Source organism: Massilia orientalis (assembly GCF_030411975.2).
Classification (GTDB): Bacteria; Pseudomonadota; Gammaproteobacteria; order Burkholderiales; family Burkholderiaceae_D; genus Telluria; species Telluria orientalis.
The window spans coordinates 70,653-95,432 of the sequence record NZ_JASNRB020000012.1; the positions used below are offsets into that span (position 1 = coordinate 70,653).

Here is a 24,780-nt window from a genome sequence, read left to right on the forward strand (position 1 = left end):
ATTCTGCCCAATTGGCGGGGATTAAGCAACCGCCCATTGCTGGGACGTCATGGAAACCAGTTACAATACGCGCCCTGTGCCTGTCATTCCCCGGCTTGCCATCATGAAGCTCCATTCCAGCAGCACCGAAAAATACCAGACTGTCACCGGCTACGACCGGGCCGGCGTCGAGATCAACGCCCAGCGCTTCGACTACAGCGTGCTCGTGATGCCCGAAACGGCACCGCGCGCGTGGCCCGTCACGCGCTTCGAGGACCTGAAAGCCGAGCATTTCGAGGCGATCGCGGCCGACAAGCCGGACGTCGTCATCCTCGGCACCGGCGAGCGCCAGCGCTTCGTGCATCCGCGCCTCGTCACCAGCCTGTCCAGCCAGCGCATCGGCGTCGAAAGCATGGACAGCCACGCCGCCTGCCGCACCTACAACATCCTGATGGGCGAAGGCCGCAAGGTGACGCTGGCGCTGATCATCGAAGGGGACGCGAAGGCCGCATGAACGACCTGCACCGGAATAAAACCCTCACCTGGACCCTGCTGATCGTCTTTGCCGCCGTCCTGCTGTACGCACTGGGCGCGCGCACGCTCGTGCCGCCGGACGAAGGCCGCTACGCCGAGATGGCGCGCGAGATGTTCGCCAGCGGCGACTGGATCACGACGCGCCTGAACGGCATCAAGTATTTCGAAAAGCCCCCGCTGCAGACGTGGATGAACGCCCTGTCGTTCACCCTGTTCGGCCTTGGCGACTGGCAGGCGCGCCTGTGGACGGGCCTGTGCGGCCTGCTCGGCGTCGTCCTGACGGGCGTCGCGGGCACGCGCGTGTTCGGCGCGCGCATCGGCTTCTACGCCGCGCTGGTGCTCGGCTCCTCGTTCTACTGGGTCGCGTGCAGCCAGATCGATTCGCTCGACATGGGCCTGTCCGGCATGATGACGGTGGCCCTGTGCGCCCTGCTCATCGCCCAGCGCGACGATGCTTCCGAGTCCGAGCGCCGCAACTGGATGCTCGTGTGCTGGGCCGGCATGGCGCTGTCCGTGCTGTCCAAGGGCCTGATCGGCCTCGTGCTGCCGGGCGGCGTGCTCGTGTTCTACACGATCTTCTCGCGCGACTGGGCCATCTGGAAGCGCCTGCACCTCGTGAAAGGCCTGCTCCTGTTCTTCCTGATCGCCACGCCGTGGTTCGTGCTGGTCGGGCTGAAGAATCCGGAGCAGCCGCACTTCTTCTTCGTCCACGAACACTTCGACCGCTTCCTCAAGAAGGAACACCACCGCGAAGCGGCGTGGTACATCTTCTTCGTGCTGCTGGCCGCCGGCAGCGTGCCGTGGGTCGGCGTGCTGGTGCAAAGCCTGATCGGCGCCGCCCGCCGCGACGGCGAGACGACCAAATTCCGCCCGCGCCTGATGCTGCTCGTGTGGGTCGCGTTCATCACGCTGTTCTTCACCAAGTCGAATTCCAAGCTGCCCGGCTACATCCTGCCCGTGTTCCCCGCCGTCGCGCTGCTGGTGGCGGTCTACCTGGACGCCGGCACGCGCCGCGGCCGCATGATCACGGCGGCCCTGACGGCGCTGCTGGGCGTGGGCTTCCTCGTCACCGTCCCGTTCATGCTGAAGTTCGCCAAGCATGCGGGCGAGGACGTGCTGTACGCGGCCTATCAGCCGTGGGTGCTGGCGGCCGGCCTCGTGCTGCTGATCGGCGGCTGCCTCGCCCTGCTGTACGCACGCCAGATGCTGCGCGACCTGTTCGTCGTCGTGCTGGCCGTCGCCGGTTTCGCCGGTACGCAGCTGCTGCTCGTCGGCTTCGAGCCGATCGGGCAGGTGCGCGCGGGCGTCAACCTGCTGCCCGCATTGAAGGCCGCCGGCGCCGCGAATCCGGCCGTGAAAGTCTACTCGGTCGGCATCTACGAGCAGTCGCTGACCTTCTATCTCGGCCGTCCCGTGACGCTCGTCGATTACCGCGACGAGTTCGACTTCGGCCTCCAGCAGCAACCGGAACTCACGATCCCGACGATTCCCGAGTTCGTCGCCCGCTGGCGGCTCGATGCGGCCGCGGGCGTGCACGACGTGGCGATCACCCGTCCCGAGATCGCCGCGGACCTGCAGCGCCAGGGCGTCCCCCTGCGCATCGTGGCGGCGGACGCGCGCCGTACCGTCATCGCGAATTTTTGATACTCCCGAATGAACCTCACCACCTTTGCCTTCATCATCTCCGGCGTGATCCTGAACGCCTGTGCCCAGCTGCTGCTGAAAGCGGGCACCAACGCCATCGGCGGCGCCATCCACCTCACCATGAGCAACTGGTTCGAGACCTTCGTCAAGGTCGTGACCCAGCTGCCGATCCTGGGCGGCCTGGCGTGCTACGCCGTCTCGCTGGTCGTGTGGATCATCGGCCTGTCGCGCACGGACGTGACGATCGCGTATCCGATGCTGTCGCTGGGCTATGTCGTGTCCGCGTTCGGCGCGTGGATGTTCCTGGGCGAGGCGGTGTCGCCGCAGCGCCTGGCGGCCATCGGCGTCATCGTGGTGGGCGTCGTGTTGCTGGCGAGAACCTAATTTAGCGTCGGACAGGGCGCTGTTACAATGCCCGCTTTGTCCGCATATATCTTTATCAAGAGAATAACGAGTTTCCCATGACTGCCGAGCTGCCCTTCCTGCCCTTTTCCCGGCCCACCATCGACGAAGAGACCATCGCCGCCGTCGGCGAAGTGCTGCGCTCCGGCTGGATCACGACCGGTCCGAAAAACCAGGCATTCGAGGCCCTGCTGTCGGAATACTTCGGCGGCCGCCCGGTCCGCACCTTCAATTCCGGCACCTGCACGATGGAGATCGCGCTGCGCATCGCCGGCGTCGGTCCGGGCGATGAAGTGATCACGACGCCGATCTCGTGGCCGGCCACCGCCAACGTGATCATCGAGGTGGGCGCGACGCCGGTCTTCGCCGACATCGACCCGGTCACGCGCAACATGGACCTGGACAAGCTGGAAGCCGCGATCACCCCGCGTACGAAGGCGATCATCCCCGTGTACCTTTCCGGCCTGCCTCTGGACATGGACCGCCTGTACGCGATCGCGCGCAAGCACGACCTGCGCGTCGTCGAGGATGCCGCGCAGGCCATCGGCTCGCTGTGGAACGGCAAGCGCATCGGCTCGTTCGGCGACTTCGCGTCGTTCAGCTTCCAGGCCAACAAGAACATCACGACGGGCGAAGGCGGTTGCCTCGTGCTGAACAACCTGGAAGAAGCGCGCCTGGCCGAGAAGTACCGCCTGCAGGGCGTGACGCGCAGCGGCGTGGACGGCATCGACGTCGACGTCCTGGGCGGCAAGTACAACATGAGCGACATCATGGCCACCATCGGCCTGGGCCAGATGAAGAACCTGGAGACGCTGACGGCGCACCGCGCCGCGCTGGCGCGCCATTACTTCGACTGCTTCGGCCCCGATTTCGAGGCGCAGACCGGCGCCCAGCTGCCGATCCAGGCCTTCGGCACGAGCAACTGGCACCTGTTCCAGATCATCCTGCCGGACAACGGCCCCGGCACGCGCGCCGACTTCATGACCCGCATGCAGAAGGAACACAACGTCGGCACCGGCTACCACTACGCGCCGATCCACCTGTTCACGCTGTACCGCGAGCGCGGCTTCAAGGAAGGGATGTTCCCCGTCGCCGAGAAGATCGGCCGCCTGACCGTCACGCTGCCGATGTTCAATGCGATGACGTTCGCGGACGTCGAGCGTGCCGTCGCAGCCGTAAAGTCGGTACTCAACAGCGCGGTGCTCGCAAAATGACGGCGGTGGCGATGAAACCGGAAGTCTCGGTCGTCATTCCGGTCTATAACGAGGAAGCGGGCCTGGCGAATTTGTTCGCGCGCCTGTACCCCGCCATGGATGCGCTCGGTATCGCGTACGAAGTCGTCTTCGTCAACGACGGCAGCCGCGACAACTCGGTGGCGATCCTGGCGGAGCAGTACCGCAAGCGCCCGGACGTCACGCGCGTCGTCCTCTTCAACGGCAACTACGGCCAGCACATGGCGATCCTCGCGGGCTTCGAGCAGACGCGCGGCCAGATCGTCATCACGCTCGACGCCGACCTGCAGAACCCGCCGGAAGAGATCCACAAGCTGATCGCCAAGATGCGCGAGGGTTACGACTACGTGGGCTCGATCCGCCGCAAGCGCCAGGATTCCGCGTGGCGAACGGTGGCATCGAAGGCGATGAACCGGGTGCGCGAGCGCATCACGAACATCCACATCACGGACCAGGGGAACATGCTGCGCGCGTACGGCCGCAACGTGATCGACCTCGTCAACCAGTGCGGCGAAGTGAACACCTTCGTGCCGGCGCTCGCGTACAAGTTCGCGCGCAAGCCGACGGAGATCGTCGTCGAGCACGAGGAACGCGCGGCCGGCGAATCGAAGTATTCGCTGTACAGCCTCATTCGCCTGAACTTCGACCTGATGACGGGCTTCTCGCTCGTGCCGCTGCAGATGTTCTCGCTGCTGGGCATGACCCTGTCGCTGCTGTCGGCGCTGCTGGTGATCGTGCTCATCTTCCGCCGCTTCCTGCTGGGCGCCGAGGCGGAAGGCGTGTTCACGCTGTTCGCGATCGCGTTCTTCTTCATGGGCGTGATCCTGTTCGGCATCGGCCTCGTGGGCGAATACGTGGGCCGCATCTACCAGCAGGTGCGCGCACGGCCGCGCTACGTCGTCGCGACGATCCTGGAGGGCGTGCCGCCGGACCTGGCGGAACTCGACGGGATCGAGAAGCGGCAGGTCGCGCGCTGAGTATCTGGCCGCGGCAATAAAATCGTCGTTCCCGCGAAAGCGGGGATGACGGTGTTTTGCATGCTCATCCCAAATTGACTCGAACACTATGACCCAACCCCGCAAACGCGCAGTCGTCTTCGCCTACCACAACGTGGGCGTGCGCTGCCTGAAGGTGCTGCTGGCCGGCGGCGTCGACGTCGCGCTCGTCATCACGCACCAGGACAGCGCCACCGAAAACATCTGGTTCGAATCCGTCCTCTCGCTGTGCGAGACCGAAGGTATCCCCTACCTCACGCCGATCGATGCGAAAGGCGCCGACCTGGCCGAGGCCATCCGGGCCGCGCAGCCGGACCTGATGTTCAGCTTCTACTTCCGCCACATGCTGCCGCAGGCGATCCTCGACATCGCGCCCGCGTACAACATGCACGGCTCGCTGCTGCCGGCGTTCCGCGGCCGCGCGCCCACCAACTGGGCCGTGCTGCACGGCGCCACCGAGACGGGCGCCACCCTGCACGAGATGACGGTGAAACCGGACGCCGGCGCCATCGTCGCCCAGCAGGCCGTCCCGATCCTGCCGGACGACACCGCGTTCGAAGTGTTCGGCAAGGTGACGGTCGCCGCGGAGCTGGCGCTGTACCACGTGCTGCCGAGCCTCCTCGCCGGCACGGCGCCGCGCACGCCCAACGACCTGACGAAGGGCGGCTACTTCGGCGGCCGCAAGCCGGAAGACGGCCGCATCGACTGGACCAAACCGGCGCAGGAGGTGTACAACCTGCACCGCGCCGTCGCCCCGCCCTACCCCGGCGCCTTCACGGACGTCGGACCGCGCCGCTACGTCATCGAACGCGCTCGATTACAGAACGGTAATGTTCAGGGCCTCTCGCCGGGTCTTGCGGTCGTCGATAATGCCATCCTCGGCGTCTGCGGCGACGGCCGCGCGCTGGTCATCCACAGCCTGCTGGCCGACGGCCTGCGCGTCTCCCCTGCCGAACTGCGGGCACAACTCGCAGAAGGCCAGGCCTGAACAAGCATCCAGGAAAACCCACATGAAAAAAGTCCTCATCCTCGGCGTCAACGGCTTCATCGGCCACCACCTGTCCAAGCGCATCCTCGAGACGACCGACTGGGAAGTCTACGGCATGGACATGGCGTCCGACCGCATCGCGCACCTACTGGACAATCCGCGCATGCACTTCTTCGAAGGCGACATCACGATCAACACGGAATGGGTCGAGTACCACGTCAAGAAATGCGACGTGATCCTGCCGCTGGTCGCCATCGCGACGCCGTCGACGTATGTGAAGGAGCCGCTGAAAGTCTTCGAACTGGACTTCGAGGCGAACCTGCCGATCGTCCGCTCGGCCGCGAAATATAAAAAGCACCTGATCTTCCCGTCGACGTCGGAAGTCTACGGCATGAGCCGCGACGCCGAATTCGATCCGGAGAACTCGGAACTTGTCTACGGCCCGATCAACAAGCCGCGCTGGATCTACGCCTGCGCGAAGCAGCTGATGGACCGCGTGATCTGGGGCTACGGCATGGAAGGCCTGAACTTCACGTTGTTCCGCCCGTTCAACTGGATCGGCGCCGGCCTGGACTCCATCCACACGCCGAAGGAAGGTTCGTCGCGCGTGCTGACGCAGTTCTTCGGCCACATCGTGCGCGGCGAGACCATCCAGCTCGTCGACGGCGGCCACCAGAAGCGCGCGTTCACGTACATCGACGACGGCATCGCGGCGCTCATGAAGATCATCGAGAACAAGGATGGCCGTGCCACCGGCCAGATCTACAACATCGGCAACCCGGTCAACAATTATTCGATCCGCGAACTGGCCGACATGATGATGAAGCTCGCGGCCGAGTACCCGGAATACGCGGCCGGCGCGCAGAAGGTGCAGATCGTCGAGACCAGCTCGGGCGCCTACTACGGCACCGGCTACCAGGACGTGCAGAACCGCGTGCCGAAGATCGAGAACACGAAGAACGATCTCGGTTGGGCACCGACCGTGACGATGGCGGACGCGCTGCGCCACATCTTCGACGCCTACCGCGGCCAGGTCGCGGCGGCCCAGGCCCTCGTCGATTAAGGAACGACCTTGGCACCGCTGCTCGTCCTCAAGATCGACGTCGACACCTACCGCGGCACGCGCGAAGGCGTGCCCAACCTCGTGCGCATGCTGAGCAAGCACGGGGCCGGGGCGACGTTCCTGTTTTCGCTGGGCCCCGACCACACCGGATGGGCGATGCGGCGCGCGCTGCGTCCCGGCTTCTTCCAGAAGGTGTCGCGCACGTCCGTGGTTGAACACTACGGCGTCAGGACGCTGATGTACGGCGTGCTGCTGCCCGGCCCGGACATCGGGGCGAAGGCGGCGGCCGAGATGCGCGCCGCGCGCGATGCCGGCTTCGAATGCGGCATCCACACGTGGGACCACGTCTGGTGGCAGGACAACGTGCGCGGGCGCGATGCCGCGTGGACGGACCGCATGATGAAGAAGAGCGAGCAGCGCTATACGCAGGTGTTCGGCGAGCCGCCGCACACGCACGGCGCGGCGGGCTGGCAAATGAACCCGCATGCCTTCGCCCGTCATGACGCCGTCGGCTACCGCTACGCGTCGGACGGCCGCGCCCAGTTGCGCGACGATGGCTCGCTGGCCGATCCGCAGTTCGGCCCGTACCGCTACCGGGGCCTGTCGCACATCCAGATGCCCACCACGCTGCCCACGCTGGACGAGCTGCTGGGCCGCGAGATCGACGGCACCGTCATCGACGAGAACAATATCGCCGCCCATTTGCTCAAGCTGACGGCGGATCCGCAACGCGACCACGTGTATACCTTGCACGCAGAGCTTGAAGGACAGAAACTCGCCCCCATATTCGAGCAGCTGTTGTCAGGTTGGAAAGCCCAGGGCTACCGACTTGCCTCGATGGCGGACTATTATGAGAAGATAAAAGGCGACCCGCTGCCCGAGCATCCGGTCCAGTGGGGCGAGTTACCGGGACGATCGGGCGAACTGATCATCCTCGACAAGACTATGTAAGCACGCGGTGCTAGGGCCGCGAGACAGGAGAAAACCGTGGCCGAAAGCCCAACCGCAGCACCCGCAACCGCAGACGGCGCCGCCGCGCCCTTGGCGAATTTCAGCGCGCCGATGACCGGCGACCGGACTTTTCAACTGAACGGTCGCCCCGCGCGCTACACGGTGCTGTACTTCTATCCCAAAGACAATACTCCCGGCTGCACGACGGAAGCGATGAACTTCCGCGACCGCTACGACGAATTCAAGGCGCTGAACACCGACGTCTACGGCATCAGCCGCGATTCCCTGCGCTCGCACGAAAACTTCAAGACCAAACTGGGCCTGCCCTTCGAACTGATTTCCGATCCGGACGAAGCCGTGTGCACCCAGTTCGACGTCATGAAGATGAAGAATATGTACGGCAAAAAAGTGCGGGGGGTCGAGCGCAGTACGTTTGTCATTGACGCTGACGGCAAGTTGGTGAAAGAATGGCGTGGCGTGAAAGTCAATGATCACGTCCAAGAAGTGCTGGAATTTCTACAAAGCCAGCCTTGAAGAGCGGGCTGGCGATGGTTCTTACAAACCTTTAGCCGAGCGTTCGCCTATTTTGAGTCACTGTTTTACCTCACCGCATCATTCCAATCTGGCTGCCGGCCAGGGCCCCCGTCTGGGCTCGCCGGCGCCTCGCAGCTCCCCCCAGTTGCATCTGTCTGCCCGGCGGCGCGCGCGTGCCGTGCGGTGCGTTTTTCCGACTTTTTTTCTGGATTGAGAACCTGATGCCACTGCCTAAACTCCCCACCAAGCCGGCAACCATTTTGCTGGCCAAGGATTACCCGAGGGCCGAACCGGGCAAGACGCCTGTGCGCGCAACCGCGAAAGCGGAAAACGACCCCGTCGAAGACCTGATCAGCGGCCCGGCCGTGCCGGCCCCGAAGGCGACGAAGCCGCGCAAGTCGAAGGCCGCCCTGCTGGCCGAGGCGCCCGCGCGCGAAGACACGCCGGTGGCTGCGCCACCCACGCCCCCGATGCCCGCACGCGGCGAAAAGCCTGCGAAACCCGGCAAGGCGAAGGCCGAAGGCGCCGGCGCCAAGCTGCGCGAGAGCGACATGAACGAACCGCATCCGGCCAAGCACAAGCCGGTCGAGATCAACGTCAAGTCGCAAGCGAGCCGCAAGGCCGACACGTCGGGCACCACGAAGGTGTTCGTGCTCGACACGAACGTGCTGATGCACGACCCGACCTCGCTGTTCCGCTTCGAGGAACACGACGTCTACCTGCCGATGATGACGCTGGAAGAACTCGACAACCACAAGAAGGGGATGTCGGAGGTCGCGCGCAACGCACGTCAGGTCTCGCGTACGCTGGACGCGCTGATCGCCAATGTCGACGACGACGCCATCGAGACCGGCATCCCGCTGGCCAAGCTGGGCAACAAGGATGCGAAGGGCCGCCTGCACTTCCAGACGCGCCTGAACGGCGCCGCCCTGCCGGAGGGTCTCCCGTCCGGCAAGGCCGACAACCAGATCCTCGGTGTCGTGCGCGCGCTGGAAGCGGAGCAGCCGGGCCGCGCGATCGTGCTGGTGTCGAAGGACATCAACATGCGCATCAAGGCGCGTGCGTTGGGCCTGGCCGCCGAAGACTACTTCAACGACCACGTGCTGGAAGACACCGACCTGCTGTACTCGGGCATCGTCCAGCTGCCGGACGACTTCTGGACGAAGCACGGCAAGGGCGTCGAATCGTGGCAGGAGATCAAGGGCGGCTACTCGTCCACGTTCTACCGCATCACGGGTCCGCTGATCCCGACCCTGCTCGTCAACCAGTTCGTGTACCTGGAACCGAAGAACGGCGAAGCGCCGCTGTACGCCCAGGTCAAGCAGATCAACGGCAAGACCGCCGTGCTGCAGACCCTGCGCGACTATTCCAGCAACAAGAACAACGTGTGGGGCATCACGGCGCGCAACCGCGAGCAGAACTTCGCGCTGAACCTCCTGATGAATCCGGAAGTCGACTTCGTCTCGCTGCTCGGCCAGGCCGGTACGGGCAAGACGCTGCTGGCGCTGGCCGCCGGTCTCGCGCAGGTGCTGGAGACGAAGGTCTACAACGAGATCATCGTCACCCGCGTGACGGTGCCCGTCGGCGAAGACATCGGCTTCCTGCCGGGCACCGAGGAAGAAAAGATGTCGCCGTGGATGGGCGCCTTCGACGACAACCTGGAAGTGCTGATGAAGGGCGACGGCGACGCCGGCGACTGGGGCCGCGCGGCGACGCAGGACCTGATCCGTTCGCGCATCAAGATCAAGTCGCTGAACTTCATGCGCGGCCGCACGTTCGTGAACAAGTTCCTCATCATCGACGAGGCGCAGAACCTGACGCCGAAGCAGATGAAGACGCTGGTCACGCGCGCGGGTCCGGGCACGAAGATCCTCTGCCTCGGCAACATCGCGCAGATCGACACGCCTTACCTCACCGAGGGCTCGAGCGGCCTGACGTACGTGGTCGACCGCTTCAAGGGCTGGGGTCACGGCGGCCACGTGACCCTGGCGCGCGGCGAGCGTTCGCGCCTGGCGGATCACGCGAGCGACGTGCTGTAACGGTCGACTTCCCCGATAAAAAAGCCTGTGCGCCGAAAGGTGCACAGGCTTTTTTTTCACCGTCGTCCCCGCGAAGGCGGGGACCCAATTTTGCTGGCGTTACCGCAGCGCTTGCAAAATTGGGCCCCTGCCTGCGCAGGGGCGACGTTGTTTTGCCGTGCGGCTTAGCGCACGATGCAATCCACCTTGTTCTGCTGCGCCGCAGGCCCCTGCGACGCCAGCGGTCCACCCGTACCGATATTGAACGTCGGCGGCGGAGTGAACTTCAGCCCCGGATTCTGCGGGATCACGATCGGCGGCACGGTCATGTTGGGCACGAAGCCGAACTGGCCGGCCTGGAAATGCTGGGCGCCGCCGGGGTTCGTCACGACGATCATGCCGTCCAGGACGGCCACGTGCAGACCCGGCGCCAGGTCGGGCGCGAGACCGGGCGTGACCGGCCCCGGCGCCTGCTTCGCCGCGGCCGCGTCTTCGACCCACTGCGCGATGAACGTCGTGCCGCGGATACCGATCGTGGCGGCCGGCGTCTTGAGCTGGAACTTCTCCTTGTTGCGCTTGCCCAGCAGGCCCGTGATCGAGCGCAGGCCGCCCTTCACGAGGCTGAATGCGGCGCTGTCGGCTTCCGGCTTGTCGGCGTCATACGCGAAGTTGTCGATCTTGAAGGTCGTGCCCGGTCGCAGCGTGATCTCGCTGTTGTCGATGAAGCGGATCTGCGCGTAGGTGTTCTTCTCCGCCACGAGCGTGTCGCCGCTCTCCACTTCCGACCTCGCTGCGAGTATCTTGACGGTGCCGTCGGCCTTGCGGTCCATCAGCGGCCCGCTCAGGTGCTCCACGATGCCCACGGCCTGCCCTGCCCATGCCGCGCCTGCGCCGAACAGCAGCACGGCGCACAGCATGACCCGCGCCAGCGCCTCAATTGCAGTACATTTTGGTCGCAGGTTTTTCATTCTTGACTCCAGATTGTTCCGCTTGCGCGAGGCCCGACAGGCGTTCGCCCGGCTTGGCGGCCGCCGCGTCCTTGTCGCTCTTGTCGGCACCGCTGCCGGAGACAGTGGGCGTCGACGTGTTGATGAGTTGGACGACCGTCTGTACCGCCTGGGCCACCGGCGTGCCCTTCGCGTCCTGGCCGGCGCCGGCGCTGCCGCCGAACACCACGCAGACGGCATCGCCCGGATGCGTGCTGCAGAACGACGCCGTCGGCAGCACGGCTTCGCAGCCCGCCGTGTTCGGCGCCGCCGCGCACACCGCGAGGCTCGGCAGGCGCACGTCGCAACCCTGCAGGCTCGGGCTGCCGATGCATTGCGCCAGGGTCGGCAGCACGGCGTCGCAGCCGGGCAGCTTCGTATTGCCCTGGCATTGCGTCAGCGTGGGCAGGATGCCGCTGCAGCTCGCATCGTGCGGGTTCGCGAGGCAGGCCTGGAAGCCCAGCGCCAGCACCTGCGTACAACCTTCCAGCGACGGCGTCAGCTTGCACACGTCCAGTTTCGGCAGGACGTCGCCGCAGCCCGCGCCGGCCGGATTCGCGAGGCAGGCGTCGAACCGGGCGCGCGCCAGCACGGCCGCGCAGCCGTAGGCGCTGCCGTCCGCGCGGCACTGGTCCAGCGGCGGCAGGGTCGCCGTGCAGCCCGGCGCCTTCGGATCGGCGATACAGGCGGAGATGGCGTCGTGTTCCTTGATGACGACCGCGCAGCCATAGGTCGCCGGCGCCGTCTTGCAGACGTCGTACACGGGCAGCGTGGTCGTGCAGCCCGGCGCCTTCGGGTCGGCCATGCACGCGGTGATCGCATCGTGTTCCTTGATGATGGCACCGCAGCCCGCCGCGGTGGGCTGGGCCGAGCACGTCTCGTACGTCGGCATGATCTCGCCGCAGTGCGGGGCGGACGGATTCGCCGTGCAGGCCTGCAGCGCGGCCGCCAGCACGGGCGCGCAGCCGGCCGCGGTGCGGTCGGCGAGGCAGGCGTCGAGTGTCGGCGTCGGCGGCGGGGTCGTGGTGCCACCGTTCGTGGAAGTGATGTCGACGTGCGCGCCCGTGACCCTGTTCGGCGCGATCTCCGTGGTGCCTGCCGTGATGGTGACGTTGCCGGTGACCGACATCACGCTGGCGCTGTCGCTGATCTTGAGGACGCCGCCATTGTCGGCGAAGAGACGCACGTTGCCGCTCGTCGTCGCCACGCGGCCGTCGATGGTCAGCGGGCTGTGCGTCGTGAGGCTGATGTCGCCGCTGTTGGTCCGCACTTCGCCGGCGCCGTTCTCGACATCGAACAAGGGCACGGTCATGCCGCCCACGCTGTCGATGGCGATCGCGCCGCCATTGCCCGCGCCATCCTGCACGGCCCGGCGCAGCAGCAGCGGGCCATCGTTGGCGATGTTGATCGGAAGACTGCCCGTGCCCTGGTTGGACGCCGTCAGGACACCGGTGCGGGTCTTGAGCGGGCTCGTCGTGGTGCCGATGCCGGCGCTGGACTTCAGCGTCAGCGTGCCGGCCTGCAGCAGTCCGCTGCCCGCGATGCCCGCCGCGTCCAGGGTCGCGTCGGCGCCGGCGATGCCGGCATCGAGCGCCAGGAGACCGCCGGTGATGACTTGCACGCTGGCGTTCTGCGCGGCGATGCCGCTCATGCCGTCGGCGGTGCCGATGCGCACGGCACCCCGGTTGACGACGTGGAACGTGTCGCCGCCCGCACTGCCGGACAGCGTGCCGATCTCGTTGGCACCAGTGAGAATCACCTGGCCGCCGCGCAGCGCCACGTTGCCCGCCCTGACGGTGCCGAGGTCCAGTTCATAGATGCGCGCGGTCGACGCCAGCGCCAGCGTGCCGGTTGCGCCCAACGCTTCCTTGATCGCCAGCTCGCCGGCGCCCGCATCGAGGGTCAGCTTCGCGCCCGCGAAGCTCGCGGCGCCGTCGACGTCGATGCCGCCCCAGCCGCCGGCCAGCCCGCCGATCGTGAGATCGTTCGTCCGCACATTGGACAGGGCCGCCTGGCCGATCATGAAGCCGTCGGACTGGCCCGTGCCGCCGATGCTGATGTGCGTGCCCGCGCTGCTGGGCTGCAGCGTGACCTTGTCGGCGGATACGGTCGCGCCGATGGCGAGCTGGTCGCCCTGCAGCAGCACGGATTTCGCTGCCTTCACGCCGCCCGCGACGTCGATCCGGCCGCCATCGGCATACTGGCTCGCGATGAAGCGGCTGCCCGCGTTCGCGGTCAGGTCGACGGGCGCGCCGATGTGGATGTCGCCGGCGTTTTCCAGCACCACGTTGGTCGCCGCAGAGAGCGCGCTGTCGACGGACACGGTGCCCTTGTGCACGCTGTTGCCCACGTTGATCTCGAACAGGTTGGTGCTCAGGCGCTGCAGGGATGCGGCGTCCAGCGCCAGCGCTCCCGTGCTGCCGGTGCCCGTGCCGATACTGATGGCGCGGCCCGGATCGGCCGACGTCAGGGTCAGGATCGGCAACTGGCCGGTACCGGCGATGCCACCCGCCAGCGTGATCCGGTTGGCGCTGATGTCGATGTAGTTCCCGGTCTTGAGCAGGCCGTTGGCGCCCAGCGTGAACGCATTCTGCGCGCGGAAATCGAGGTCGCCGCCCGCGCTCACCTGGGCGTTGATGCGGATGTCGTTGCCCGCCGTCGCGCGTACGCTGGCGGCCGCGTCCAGCGCGTCCGTGATGGTGAGGTCGTGCTCCGCCTGCAGGACGACGTCCGTGCCCGGGGCCGTCAACGTGGCGGGCGCCACGCGGGTGACGTTGTCGGTGCCCGCCGTGCCGTCCGCCACGACCTCGATGTCGTACGGGTCCAGCAGCCACGTGCCGTTCTTCCCCTTGCTGCCGGAGGCGTCGACCGCGATGCCGTCCACGTCGAGCGCATGGCCCGACGTCTCGACCTTGCCGCCGGCCGCGCCGCCGCGCGCGGACACGACGCCGTGCGCCGCCGTCGCGCCGTCGGACCACAGCACGACCTTGCCGCCGTTGCCGGCACTGCCGTCGGCGCGGATGACGGCGCCTTTCGCGACGCTGGTGGTCTGCGCGCGCATGATGCCGCCGCCGCCCTGCCAGCCGCCGCCGACGAGCACCGTGCCGCCATTGCGGCCGCTCGCATCCACGCCCGCGCCGGCGGCGACATTCACCTGCTCGCCCAGCACCTGCACCGTGCCGCCGTCCGCGCCCGCGCTACCGGCAGCGCGCGTCACGCTGCCCGCGTCCAGCGCGACCGCGCGGGTCGCTTTCAGGACGACGCGGCCGTTCGCGCCCATGACGGCGCTGTCCGCGTTGACGACGCCGCGCTGGTTCACGAGCGCGCCGTAGATGCCGATGCGGCCGCCCTGCGCGATCACCTGGCCCAGGTTGATGGCCTGTCCGGCCGGCGCGGAAAGCTCCACACGCAGGTCCGGATCGTTCGAATCCACCAGCTGCACGCTGTGGCCCGCCGCGAGGATGACGTCGCCGTCCGGCGCCGTGACGATGCCCGTGTTCTCGACGTGCGGCGCGATCAGGAAGACCTGGCCGCCGGACGGCGTCGCGATCGTGCCTTCGTTGCGCACGCTGCCCGCGACGGTGCCGGCCTGGAAGCGCTTGCGGCCCGCCCGGAAGTCGGCATCGCCGATGTCCAGCGTGGAGGCCACGAGGCCGTTCACGTCCACGCGCGCGCCCTGGCCGAACAGGATGCCGTTTGGGTTGATCAGGAAGACCTTGCCGTTCGATTGCAACGCGCCGAGGATCTTCGTCGGGTCCTGGCCCAGCACGCGGTTCAGCACCGCGCTGTCCGCGCCCTGCTGGATGAAGCGCGTGACCTCGCCTGCGCCGATATTGAAGCTCTGCCAGTTGATGATCGCGCCGGGCGTGTTCGTGATCGAGAACACGTTGCCCTGCTGGTTGAACGTCGCCTGGCCCGCGACGACCTGCGGCAGCGTGGGCGCGGCGGAACCGGTGGCGCAGTAACACGCCGCGAGCAGCAGCGCACCGAGCCGTCTTTGGATGGAAGAAGTCATGGATGGATCCTCAATACGCGAGCGCCACGCGCACGTGGAGCTTGTTCCTGCTGGTGGCCGCCACCTGGCCCACGTGCAGGCCGTGGCCGTAGTCGAGCTGCACGCTGGCCGCGCCGCCCGCCGAGACACGCAGGCCGAGGCCCGTGCTGGAGATCGCGGTGCGATGCAGCTCGGCCGGGAGTGCGCGATTGCGCTCGCCCCAGGCCGTGTCGTAGAAGCCGAGCAGGCGGCACTGCCAGCCCGCGCGGCCGCACAGGTCGGGCGTGTACAGTTCGATGTTGGAGACGATGCCCGTGTCCGTCGCGAGATCGCGCTCGCCGAAGCCGCGCACGGATGTCGCGCCGCCGGCGCCGAACTGCTCGCCCGGCACCAGCGCGTCGTGCGTCCACTGGCCGTTCAGCAGCACGCGCGTCTGCCAGTCGTGTGCCACGAAGTTGGTGAAGGCGGCCGCGAAACGCACCATGCGGTAGCCTGCCTTGGCGCCGCTGCGCACGGCCGCGAAGTCGTCCGCGCTGCCGCGCGAGCCGCCCGGCACGTTCTGCAGCAGGGCGATGGAGAAATCGGCCTGGCCGTCGGCCGTCGCGTGGCCGCCGGCCCAGGCGATGCTCAGCGGGCGCACGGTGACATCGTTGCCGAAGTTCTGCGTGCCGAAGACGACGTTGTTGCGGTAGGCCTTGACGTCGAAGCCAAGGACGATGCGGCTCTCCAGGTTGCCGCGCTTGGGCAGCACGTGGTTGTAGCGGCCGCCGTAGACCGTGCCCTTGCCGCTCACGGCGAGGTCGAACAGGCCGGCGTTGACGGCGCCCGAGTCGACGTCCGAATAGCTCGCGAACAGGTCGATCGAATCGCCCAGCGCGTACAGCGGCACGTGGTAGCCGGCGGCCCACACGGCCACGCGGTCCGGGCGCTCGGCCGTCGTCGTGTACTGCAGGGTGCCCACGTGGTCGCGGCCCCACAGGTTCGCATGCTGCAGCAGCACGCCGGCGTGGGTCTGGCCGGTGGACTCGGTGCCCGTGTTGTCGGCATTGAACATCACCTTCCACGGACGCTCATCGGCCACTTCGACCTTCGCGTCGACCGCGTCTTCGCCGTTCGCACCGGCGAGGCTCAGCTTGACCTTCTTCGCCGGGTTCTCGTTGACGAGTCGGAGGTTGCGCGACACCTCGGCCAGGTTGGGCGTCGCACCCGGGACCAGCGTGGGCAGGCTCGCGCGCACGTTCGCCTCGGAGAACCAGCGGTTGCCCGTCACCTCGACCTGGCGCACGGTCGTCTGCACCACGTGCAGGCGCACGACGCCGCCATTGAGTTCCTGTTCCGGCAACTGGACGGTGACGACGTTCCAGCCGCGCGCGTGGTACAGCGCCTCGAGCGCTTCCAGCGCGCGCTGGACGTCGCCGAAATCGCGGCCCGTGCCCGTGTACGGGGCGACGGCGGCCTGCACGTCGGCTGCGGGCAGCAGCGTATTGCCGCTCACATCGAAGCGGCTGATCTCGAACCGGATCGCATCGTCGGCCCAGGCGGCGCCGACGGCGGCAGCCAGCACCGAGCCCGCGACCAGGCGTGCCAAGCGTAGTTTCATGTTGTGGATGACCATATCGTTATTGTTCTGGCCCATGCATCCCCGGGCCTGCGGCAATGCCGCCGAAAGGAAAACTTCGGTTTGTCACGAGTGTAAAGAGGTTTTCCTTGCCTGAGAGAAAAATCAGGAAAAATCAGGCATCTTCCCCATGGGATGGGGGGATTACGGGTAAGGACGTTGCGCGGGCGCTACTTGGTCTCGAACGTCGTCACGCCATCCCACCCTGCCCCCGGCGGGTCCGCACGCCAGTGCGCGATCCGTTCCAGGTACAGGGTGTAGAGCGCGCGCTGCGGATGCGCCGCGTGCAGCGCCGCGATCGCGCCTTGCGCGCCATCCCAGTCCTGCGCGCGCACCTTGGCCAGCGCCCCATCCCACGCGGCCAGCTCGTCCAGCACGGCGGGATCGAGATCGGCCGGCTTGCCGAGCGGTTCGAAGATCGCCACCGGCTCGTTCTTGCCTTTTACACGGACGAGATCCAGTTCGCGGTAGACGAATTCGGGGGCGGCCAGGCGCGTCGCCTCGCCCACCGCGATCCCGACGCCGTACACCTTCGTGATGCCTTCCAGGCGCGAGCCCAGGTTCACCGCGTCGCCCATCACCGTGTAGGCGCGGCGGATCGCGGAACCCATGTCGCCCACGTGCATCAGGCCCGAGTTGATGCCGATGCCGATCGCGAGCGGGGGCCAGCCGCGCCGCTGGAAATCCTCGTTCAGGCGCGCCGCGCTGGCCTGCATCAGCAGCGACGTGGCCACCGCGCGGCGCGCGTGGTCGGCGAAGGCGACGGGCGCGCCCCAGAAGGCCATCACGGCGTCGCCGATGTATTTGTCGAGCGTGCCCTGGTGGCTGCCGCGGATGTCCTCGGACATCGCCGTGAGATAGAGATTGATGTACTCGCGCAGCGCCTTCGGCGACAGGCCTTCCGAGATCGTCGTGAAGCCGCGCACGTCGACGAACATCACGGACAGCTCGCGGCTTTCGCCTTCCATCGTATAGGCTTCGGGATTCTCGGCCATCTGCGCGACCAGTTCCGGCGCCACGTATTCGCCGAAGCGCGAGACGAGCGCGCGGCCCTTGCGGTGCTCGAAGAACCAGCCCCACGCCAGGTTCAGCACGAACAGCACGGCCACCAGCAACAGGCAGATGAACATGTCGGTCGTCCAGTCGAGCGCACGGTAGGCGTACCAGTTGAGGCCCACGACGGCCGCGAAGGCGAAACCGGACGTGAGCACGGCCGCCAGCGGCGCGAGGGCCGGCAGCAGCAGCGACAACGCCAGCCCGACGACGATCACCTGCGCGAACTCGATGCCGGAGGCATAATCGGGATGCGTCTTGTAGTGCTGGTCGAGGATGGACTTGATGACGTTGGCGTGCACCTCGACGCCCGGGTACTCCTTGTTGACGGGCGTGGCGCGCAAGTCCTGCAGGCCGGGCGCCGTCGTCCCCACCAGCACGATCGCGCCCTTCAGCACGCGCGGGTCCACCCGTCCCGCCAGCACGTCCGCCGCCGACACGTAGCGGAACGCCCCGCCCTGCGGCCCGCCCGTGCCGCGGAACTGCACGGCCGTGAGCAGGCCCAGGCCGACCGGGATGCGGCGCTTGCCGCGCGTTCCCACCACGCGGATGGCGTCGGCGGCGCCGCTGTCCGCATCGTACTTGCCGAAGTCCGGCGTCAGCTTGCCGGCATCCAGGTACACGGCGGCCGTCGCCAGCGCCAGCGACGGGTAGTAGCCGTCGCCGATCTGCTGCAGCAGCGAACTGGATCGCACCATGCCGTCGTCGTCGGAGATCACCGTGAAGCTGCCGGCGCCGCGCGCGGCCGCCTGCAGGCGCGCCAGGTTGGCCTCGTAGCCGTCCGCCGCGTAGGCGACCAGTTCGCGCCCCCGCAGGTCGGCCGCCGTGAACGCGGGCGCCGGCAGCACGCCCCGCTTCACGTCGGCCAGGTTATAGCCCAGCACGACGGGCCGGCCTTGCAGCGCTTTCGCGAACAGCCCGTCGTAGTCGAGCGCCGGTTGCAGCTGCGCCAGTTGCGCGCGCAGCGCGGGAACGTCCTTCAGCTCGTGCGCCGCCAGGCGGTCCAGCACCGCATAGCCGGAACTCGTGTCCGGCTCGGGAAAGGAGATGTCGAAGCCGATCGCGGCGGCGCCGTAATGCCCGGCCAGCTGGTCGACGAGCTTCGCCAGCACGTTGCGGCTCCAGGGAAAACGCCCGACCTCGCCCAGGCTCTTCGTGTCGATGTCGACGATGACGATGCGCGGATCGAGCACCGGCGCCTCCAGGCGCATGCGCACATCGCCGATGATGGTGTCCTGGCGCGCGATCGCGTGGCTGCTCCACATGCCCATCACGTAGGCCAGCGCGGCAAGCGTGAGCGCCAGCCCCAGTGCCCAGCGCGCGCCGTAGCGGCGCAGCAGCTTCACGGCGTGTAGCCCGGGATCGCCGCCTCGTCGACGTGGTCGATCTGCGACGGATCCAGGTTCTTGCGCGCGAATTTCAGGTACACCTTCTGGCGCACGAAGATGTCGAACAGGTCCGGGTCGATGTGGCCGTTGAGGGCGAACTTGCCCAGGATATGCAGCGATTCGGACAGCGACTTGCCCTTCTTGTACGGGCGGTCGCGCGCCGTCAGGGCCTCGAAGATGTCGGCGATGGCCATCACGCGCGCCTGCACGGACATCTGCTCGCGCGTGAGGCCGCGCGGATAGCCCTTGCCGTCCATGCGCTCGTGGTGGCCGCCGGCGTATTCCGGGACGTTCTTGAGGTGCTTCGGCCAGGGCAGGGATTCGAGCATGCGGATCGTCACGACGATGTGGTTGTTGATGATCTTGCGTTCATCGTCGTTGAGTGTACCAAAGCGCACGGTCAGGTTGCGTACTTCGTCCTCGTCGAGGAAGTCCCGTTCCCGGCCGTCCGGCCCCGTCCAGCGGACCGCGGCGATGCGGCGCACGCGCTCCTGGTCGTCCGGCGACATGCCTTCGCCGCCGATGTTCGCCTGGCGCAGGAAGTCGCGGTCCGCGCGCAGGCGCGCCTGCTCGGACGCGAGGCGGTCGGCGATCGCGGCGCGGTTCGCCCCGGGCTGGCATTGCGCCTTCAGCGCGCGGATCTCGGCGTCGCGCAGCAGCACCTCGAAGCGCGTGTCGATCATGTGGATGCGGTCGAAGATCGTTTCCAGCTTCGTCGCCTTGTCGACGACGTGGACCGGCGTCGTGATCTTGCCGCAGTCGTGCAGCAGGCCGGCCAGCCACAGTTCGCGGCGGTCGCGGTCGCTCATGCGGAACGACGCCATCGGCCCGAGGGGCGTCTCGTGCACGGCCTCGGCCAGCATCATCGTCAGCTCCGGCACGAACTGGCAATGGCGGCCCGTGTACGGCGATTTTTCGTCGATGCCGATGTTGATCAGGTTGACGAGGGCTTCCAGCAGCTGTTCCATCTGCACGACGAGCTGCTGGTTCGTGAGCGCGACGGCCGCCTGCGCCGCCAGCGCCTCGATGAAGCGCTGGTCGGTGTCGGAGAATGCGCCGATCTCGCCGGTGTCCCGGTCCTTCGCGTTGATCAGCTGGAGCACGCCGAGCAGTTCGCCCTCGTGGTTCGTCATCGGCACCGTCAGGATCGACTTGGACCGGTAGCCGAACGTCTGGTCGAACGAACGCATGCCCGAGAAGTTGAAGACGTCGGCCCTGTAGACGTCGGCGATGTTCACGGACTGGTGGAAGTTGGCCGCATAGGCCGCCACCGACGCGAGGTTCTTGTTGCCGTGCTGGTCGTACAGGGGAATCGGCGGCAGGTCGATGGACACACCACTGGCGCCGCCCTGGTAGAGGTCCAGCGTGTCGTTCAGCGAGATGTGGAAGCACAGGCTGCGCTCGTCGCTGCTCGGGCGGTACAGCGTGCCGCCGTCCGCATGCGTCATGCTCTTGGCGACCTTCAGGATGCGGTCGAGGAAGGTGCCGATGTCATGGCCGTCGCCGAGGGCGACACTGACCTCCGTGAGCAGGTCGAGGCGCTCCACGATATTGGCCGGGGTGAGCTCTTGCATGTGATGTATCGCCACATTAGTTGCCGCTGTGAAATTCTACCACAGTGTAACGTCATTACGCCCTGCTGTACACCAACCGATGCATAATTGCAAATTCCAGATAATCAGTTACAAATAAACGTTATGATCTGACATATATTGCAACGGTGCTGGCCTGGCCGCGACAAAAAACAGAGCAGACGACGAGGCTGCACAGCAAGGGGAGTCCCAATGAAATTCAGATTCTGGGGAGTACGCGGATCGATCCCGTCCCCCGGGCCGCGTACCGTGCGCTACGGCGGCAACACCACGTGCATCGAGGTGCGCGGCGACGACGGCACCCTCGTGGTGCTGGACGCCGGCACCGGGATCTACGCGCTCGCCCAGGACCTGATGCGCCGGCGCGCGGAAGACGGCGCGCCCGTGCGCGCCAACATCTTCATCACGCACAGCCATTGGGACCACATCCACGGCCTGCCCTTCTTCACGCCGCTGTTCGTGAAGGGCACGCGGGTCTGCCTGCACGGCGCCCACGATCCCGTCACCGGCCAGGGCATCGAGCATGTGATGGGTGTGCAGCTGCAGAACAGCTACTTCCCCGTCAGCGAGGAACGGATGGACGCCACCATCGATTACCGGACCCTGGACATCGGCGTGCCGCACGCCGTGGGCGACGTGGTCGTGCACAACGTCGTGATGAACCACCCCGTGACGAACCTCGGCTACCGCGTCGAATGCAACGGCCGCGCCATGTTCTTCACGGGCGACCACGAAGCGTTCTTCAACCCGCACGCGCCCGGCAGCGCGGCCTACGACGCGGCCCAGCGCGAGATCGAGCGGCGCGAGCGGGAGATCGAGCGCGCCATGGAAGGCGTCGACGCACTCGTCGCCGACTGTTCGTACACGTTCGAGGAATATCCCGCCAAGCAGGGCTGGGGCCACGGCACGTTCGACGGCGCCATCGCGCTGGCGCTGAAGGTCGGCGCGCGCAGCCTGTATTGCACCCACCACGAGCCGACCCGCTCGGACGACGAGCTGGAAGCGGTGTTCGCGCAGGCCGTCGCGCGCTGGCGGGACCGGTTGAACGGCCTCGCCGTGACGCTGGCTTTCGAAGGCCTGGAAGTGGAGCTCTGATGAGCGGGGACTTCGTGGAACAGCGCAAGGGAGACCGGCGCGCGCCCGACGACACGGCGCGGCGCCTCGACTTCCAGCGCCGCCTGCAGGCGATCACCACGAGGATCCACGCCACCGCCAACCTGGACCAGATCATGCTCGACCTGGGCCAGGACTTCTGCGACCTGTTCGATGCCGACCGCTTTACCCTGTACGCCGTGACGCCGGCGCAGGACGCCCTCGTCGCCAAGGTCAAGACCGGCCTGTCCGAAATCCGCCACCTGCAGCTGCCGATCGGTCCCGGCTCCATCGCCGGCTTCGCGGCGCTGGCGCGCGCGACCGTCAACATCGCCGACGTCTACGACGAGGCCGAGCTGCGCCGCCTGGCGCCCACGCTGCGCTTCCAGCGCGGCGTCGACCAGCGCACGGGCTACCGCACGCGCGAGATGCTGGTGGCGCCGCTGATCGACGCGGGCGGTGCGCTGCTCGGCGTCATCCAGTTCATCAACCACCGCGCCGGCGGCCCCTTCCCCCAGCTGTGCCTCGACGGCGTGAAGCAGTTGTGCGACACCCTGGCCGTCGCGTTCAGCCAGCGCCTGCGCGCCCCGCTGCCGCGCGGCCGCTACGATGCCCTCGTCACGCGCGCGGTCCTCGCCGTGCAGGAACTGGAACTGGCCACGCGCCTCGCGCGCGAGCGCGATGCCGACATCGAGGACGTGCTGCTGTCCGACTTCCACCTGAAGCCGGGCCAGATCGGCGAGGCGCTGTCGGCGTACTGCGGCCTGCCCTACGAAGCGTTCCGCGCCGAGCGCGTGAAGCCCGTCGAGCTGCTGCGCAACCTGAAGCCGCAATACGCGCTCGAACACGGCTGGCTGCCGCTGGAAGATGGTCCCGACGGCCTCGTGCTGATGGCGCTGGACCCGGAGCGGGTGGCCGCCAGCCACATCGCCGCGCAGGTGTTCGGCCGCGCGCGCATCGCGTGGCGCGTGACGACCCGGCACGACCTGCGCCTTACGGGGACCCAGTTCTTCGGCGCCCCCGTGGCCGACGAAGGGAGTGTCGGCGAACTGCTGTCGCACCTGGACGAGGAAGGCGATCCGGACGAGGAGACGGAGGGCGGCAGCACCGAGGTCTCGGCCGCCGTCGAGAACGAACTGGTGAAGCTGCTGAACCGGATCATCGTCGACGCGCACCGCCAGGGCGCGTCCGACATCCACATCGAACCGCAGCCGGGCCGCGGCAAGACGGGCATCCGCTTCCGCAAGGACGGCGTGCTCGTACCGTACATCGAGATTCCGGCCAGCTACCGCAACGCCCTCGTCGCGCGCGTAAAAATCATGTGCGACCTCGACATCTCCGAGCGGCGCAAGCCGCAGGACGGCAAGATCCGCTTCCGCAAATACGGTCCGCTCGACATCGAACTGCGCGTGGCGACGATCCCGTCCAGCGGCGGCGTCGAGGACGTCGTGATGCGCATCCTGCAGGCCGGCGAACCGATCCCGCTCGACAGCCTGGGCATCCTGCCGCACAACCTGGGGCGCCTGAAGGCCGCCGTCGCCAAGCCATACGGCCTGTTCTTCGTGTGCGGGCCGACCGGCTCGGGCAAGACGACGACGCTGCACTCGATCCTCGCGCACCTGAATACGCCGGAAACCAAGATCTGGACTGCCGAGGACCCGGTCGAGATCACCCAGAAGGGCCTGCGCCAGGTGCAGGTCAACCGCAAGACGGGCCTCGACTTCGCCACCGTCATGCGCGCTTTCCTGCGCGCCGATCCGGACGTGATCATGGTCGGCGAGATGCGTGACCGCGAGACCGTCAGCACGGGCATCGAGGCCTCGCTGACGGGCCACCTCGTGTTCTCGACCCTGCACACCAACAGCGCGCCCGAATCGGTCGTGCGCCTGCTCGACATGGGCATGGACCCATTCAATTTCGCCGACGCCCTGCTGGGCATCCTGGCGCAGCGCCTCGCACGCCGCCTGTGCACCGCGTGCCGCCAGCCCTACCGCCCGGACGACGCCGAGGTGGAGGCGTTGCTCGACGAGTACTGCGAAGAGCTGCGCGGCCAGGCCTCGTACAAGACGGACCCGCAGGCCGCGCGCGCGGCCGTGCTGGCCGGCTGGCGCCAGCGCCACGGCGACGCTTCGGGGCGCTTCACGCTGTACCGCGCCGTGGGCTGCGCCGAGTGCAACAAGGGATACCGCGGGCGCGTCGGCCTGCATGAACTGATGCTGGGCAGCGAGCATATCAAGCGCCTGCTGACCGAGCACGCGCGCGTGGCCGACCTGCTCGCGGCCGCGCTGGAGGACGGGATGCTGACCCTGAAAATGGACGGCATCGAGAAGATCCTGGGCGGCGTCACCGACATCAAGATGGTGCGTGCCGTCTGTATCAAATGACCTGCCAACCGCAACTCACTACAGGAGAGTAACGTAATGAACCGCATCGTTCCGCCGATCCTGGCGGCCACCGCCATCCTGCTGCCCGGCTGCGCCGCCGACGGCGCCAAACCGGCGCAAGGTGGCAACACCTACCTCGATTCGAGCTACACGCCGACCGGCACCCTCATCCCGCGCAAGGCGCCGAGCCGCACGGACAACCTGACGATCGTCGACAAGCAGGCGCTCGAGAACGACCGCACCAACGGCAGCGGCACCAACAACTGGGCAGCCGGCAAGCCCTGAGTCGCAACACGCCATGGCACACGGGCCGGAGATCGCATCCCCGGCCCT

General features: G+C 67.2%; 18 protein-coding genes. 13 read left to right on the plus strand and 5 right to left on the minus strand.

Translation table 11 applies throughout. The annotated features are described in order from the left end of the window. Positions 1-103: 103 nt before the first annotated feature. The 10 genes from QPK29_RS19570 (at position 104) to QPK29_RS19615 (ending at position 10,361) form a co-directional block, all read left to right on the plus strand. Positions 104-493: an Mth938-like domain-containing protein gene (locus tag QPK29_RS19570; protein WP_056136772.1), complete on the plus strand. Its 390-nt coding sequence runs from the start codon at positions 104-106 to the stop codon at positions 491-493. Beyond that, entirely contained in the window at positions 490-2,157 is a 1,668-nt protein-coding gene (locus tag QPK29_RS19575) for a glycosyltransferase family 39 protein (RefSeq protein WP_371770811.1), read from the plus strand. Before QPK29_RS19570 ends, QPK29_RS19575 begins: the two co-directional genes overlap by 4 nt. Positions 2,158-2,166: 9 nt before the next feature. Then, complete coding sequence (locus QPK29_RS19580) at positions 2,167-2,541, plus strand: DMT family transporter (protein WP_056136768.1); 375 nt, start codon at positions 2,167-2,169, stop codon at positions 2,539-2,541. A gap of 77 nt (positions 2,542-2,618) precedes the next feature. Next, complete coding sequence (locus QPK29_RS19585) at positions 2,619-3,773, plus strand: DegT/DnrJ/EryC1/StrS family aminotransferase (protein WP_371770812.1); 1,155 nt, start codon at positions 2,619-2,621, stop codon at positions 3,771-3,773. A gap of 11 nt (positions 3,774-3,784) precedes the next feature. Further along, complete coding sequence (locus tag QPK29_RS19590; protein WP_056136935.1) at positions 3,785-4,768, plus strand: glycosyltransferase; 984 nt, start codon at positions 3,785-3,787, stop codon at positions 4,766-4,768. An 88-nt stretch (positions 4,769-4,856) separates the two neighbouring features. Beyond that, positions 4,857-5,774, plus strand: a complete 918-nt coding sequence (locus QPK29_RS19595) for a formyltransferase (RefSeq protein ID WP_371770813.1) — start codon at positions 4,857-4,859, stop codon at positions 5,772-5,774. A gap of 22 nt (positions 5,775-5,796) precedes the next feature. Beyond that, the gene (locus QPK29_RS19600) at positions 5,797-6,837 is read left to right on the plus strand and encodes a bifunctional UDP-4-keto-pentose/UDP-xylose synthase (RefSeq protein WP_056136763.1); all 1,041 of its coding nucleotides are present in this window, start codon (positions 5,797-5,799) and stop codon (positions 6,835-6,837) included. 9 nt (positions 6,838-6,846) lie between these two features. Further along, entirely contained in the window at positions 6,847-7,788 is a 942-nt protein-coding gene (locus tag QPK29_RS19605) for a polysaccharide deacetylase family protein (RefSeq protein WP_056136761.1), read from the plus strand. Positions 7,789-7,824: 36 nt separating this feature from the next. Next, positions 7,825-8,322 (plus strand): peroxiredoxin, encoded by a 498-nt coding sequence (locus QPK29_RS19610; RefSeq protein ID WP_267873886.1) that lies wholly within the window; start codon positions 7,825-7,827, stop codon positions 8,320-8,322. Positions 8,323-8,543: 221 nt separating this feature from the next. Continuing rightward, the gene (locus QPK29_RS19615) at positions 8,544-10,361 is read left to right on the plus strand and encodes a PhoH family protein (protein ID WP_371770814.1); all 1,818 of its coding nucleotides are present in this window, start codon (positions 8,544-8,546) and stop codon (positions 10,359-10,361) included. A 164-nt stretch (positions 10,362-10,525) separates the two neighbouring features. Here QPK29_RS19615 and QPK29_RS19620 read toward each other — a convergent pair whose 3' ends face one another. The 5 genes from QPK29_RS19620 to QPK29_RS19640 form a co-directional block, all read right to left on the minus strand. Further along, positions 10,526-11,308, minus strand: coding sequence for a FecR family protein (locus QPK29_RS19620; RefSeq protein WP_371770815.1), 783 nt, complete (start codon positions 11,306-11,308; stop codon positions 10,526-10,528). Further along, positions 11,274-15,341, minus strand: coding sequence for a two-partner secretion domain-containing protein (locus tag QPK29_RS19625; protein ID WP_371770816.1), 4,068 nt, complete (start codon positions 15,339-15,341; stop codon positions 11,274-11,276). Before QPK29_RS19625 ends, QPK29_RS19620 begins: the two co-directional genes overlap by 35 nt. 10 nt (positions 15,342-15,351) lie before the next feature. Continuing rightward, entirely contained in the window at positions 15,352-16,920 is a 1,569-nt protein-coding gene (locus QPK29_RS19630; RefSeq protein ID WP_371770817.1) for a ShlB/FhaC/HecB family hemolysin secretion/activation protein, read from the minus strand. 188 nt (positions 16,921-17,108) lie between these two features. Beyond that, positions 17,109-19,337 (minus strand): CHASE2 domain-containing protein, encoded by a 2,229-nt coding sequence (locus QPK29_RS19635; protein ID WP_371770818.1) that lies wholly within the window; start codon positions 19,335-19,337, stop codon positions 17,109-17,111. Continuing rightward, positions 19,334-20,953: an HD domain-containing phosphohydrolase gene (locus QPK29_RS19640; protein WP_371770819.1), complete on the minus strand. Its 1,620-nt coding sequence runs from the start codon at positions 20,951-20,953 to the stop codon at positions 19,334-19,336. Before QPK29_RS19640 ends, QPK29_RS19635 begins: the two co-directional genes overlap by 4 nt. 210 nt (positions 20,954-21,163) lie before the next feature. Here QPK29_RS19640 and QPK29_RS19645 point away from each other — a divergent pair, with 210 nt between their 5' ends. From QPK29_RS19645 to QPK29_RS19655, 3 genes are read left to right on the plus strand one after another with little or no spacing between them, the layout of a single operon-like run. Further along, positions 21,164-22,066 (plus strand): MBL fold metallo-hydrolase, encoded by a 903-nt coding sequence (locus tag QPK29_RS19645; RefSeq protein ID WP_056136751.1) that lies wholly within the window; start codon positions 21,164-21,166, stop codon positions 22,064-22,066. Beyond that, positions 22,066-24,447, plus strand: a complete 2,382-nt coding sequence (locus tag QPK29_RS19650; protein WP_371770820.1) for a GspE/PulE family protein — start codon at positions 22,066-22,068, stop codon at positions 24,445-24,447. Before QPK29_RS19645 ends, QPK29_RS19650 begins: the two co-directional genes overlap by 1 nt. 36 nt (positions 24,448-24,483) lie before the next feature. Beyond that, on the plus strand, positions 24,484-24,732 hold the full coding sequence (locus tag QPK29_RS19655) for a hypothetical protein (protein ID WP_371770821.1): 249 nt from the start codon (positions 24,484-24,486) through the stop codon (positions 24,730-24,732). The last annotated feature ends 48 nt before the right edge of the window (positions 24,733-24,780 follow it).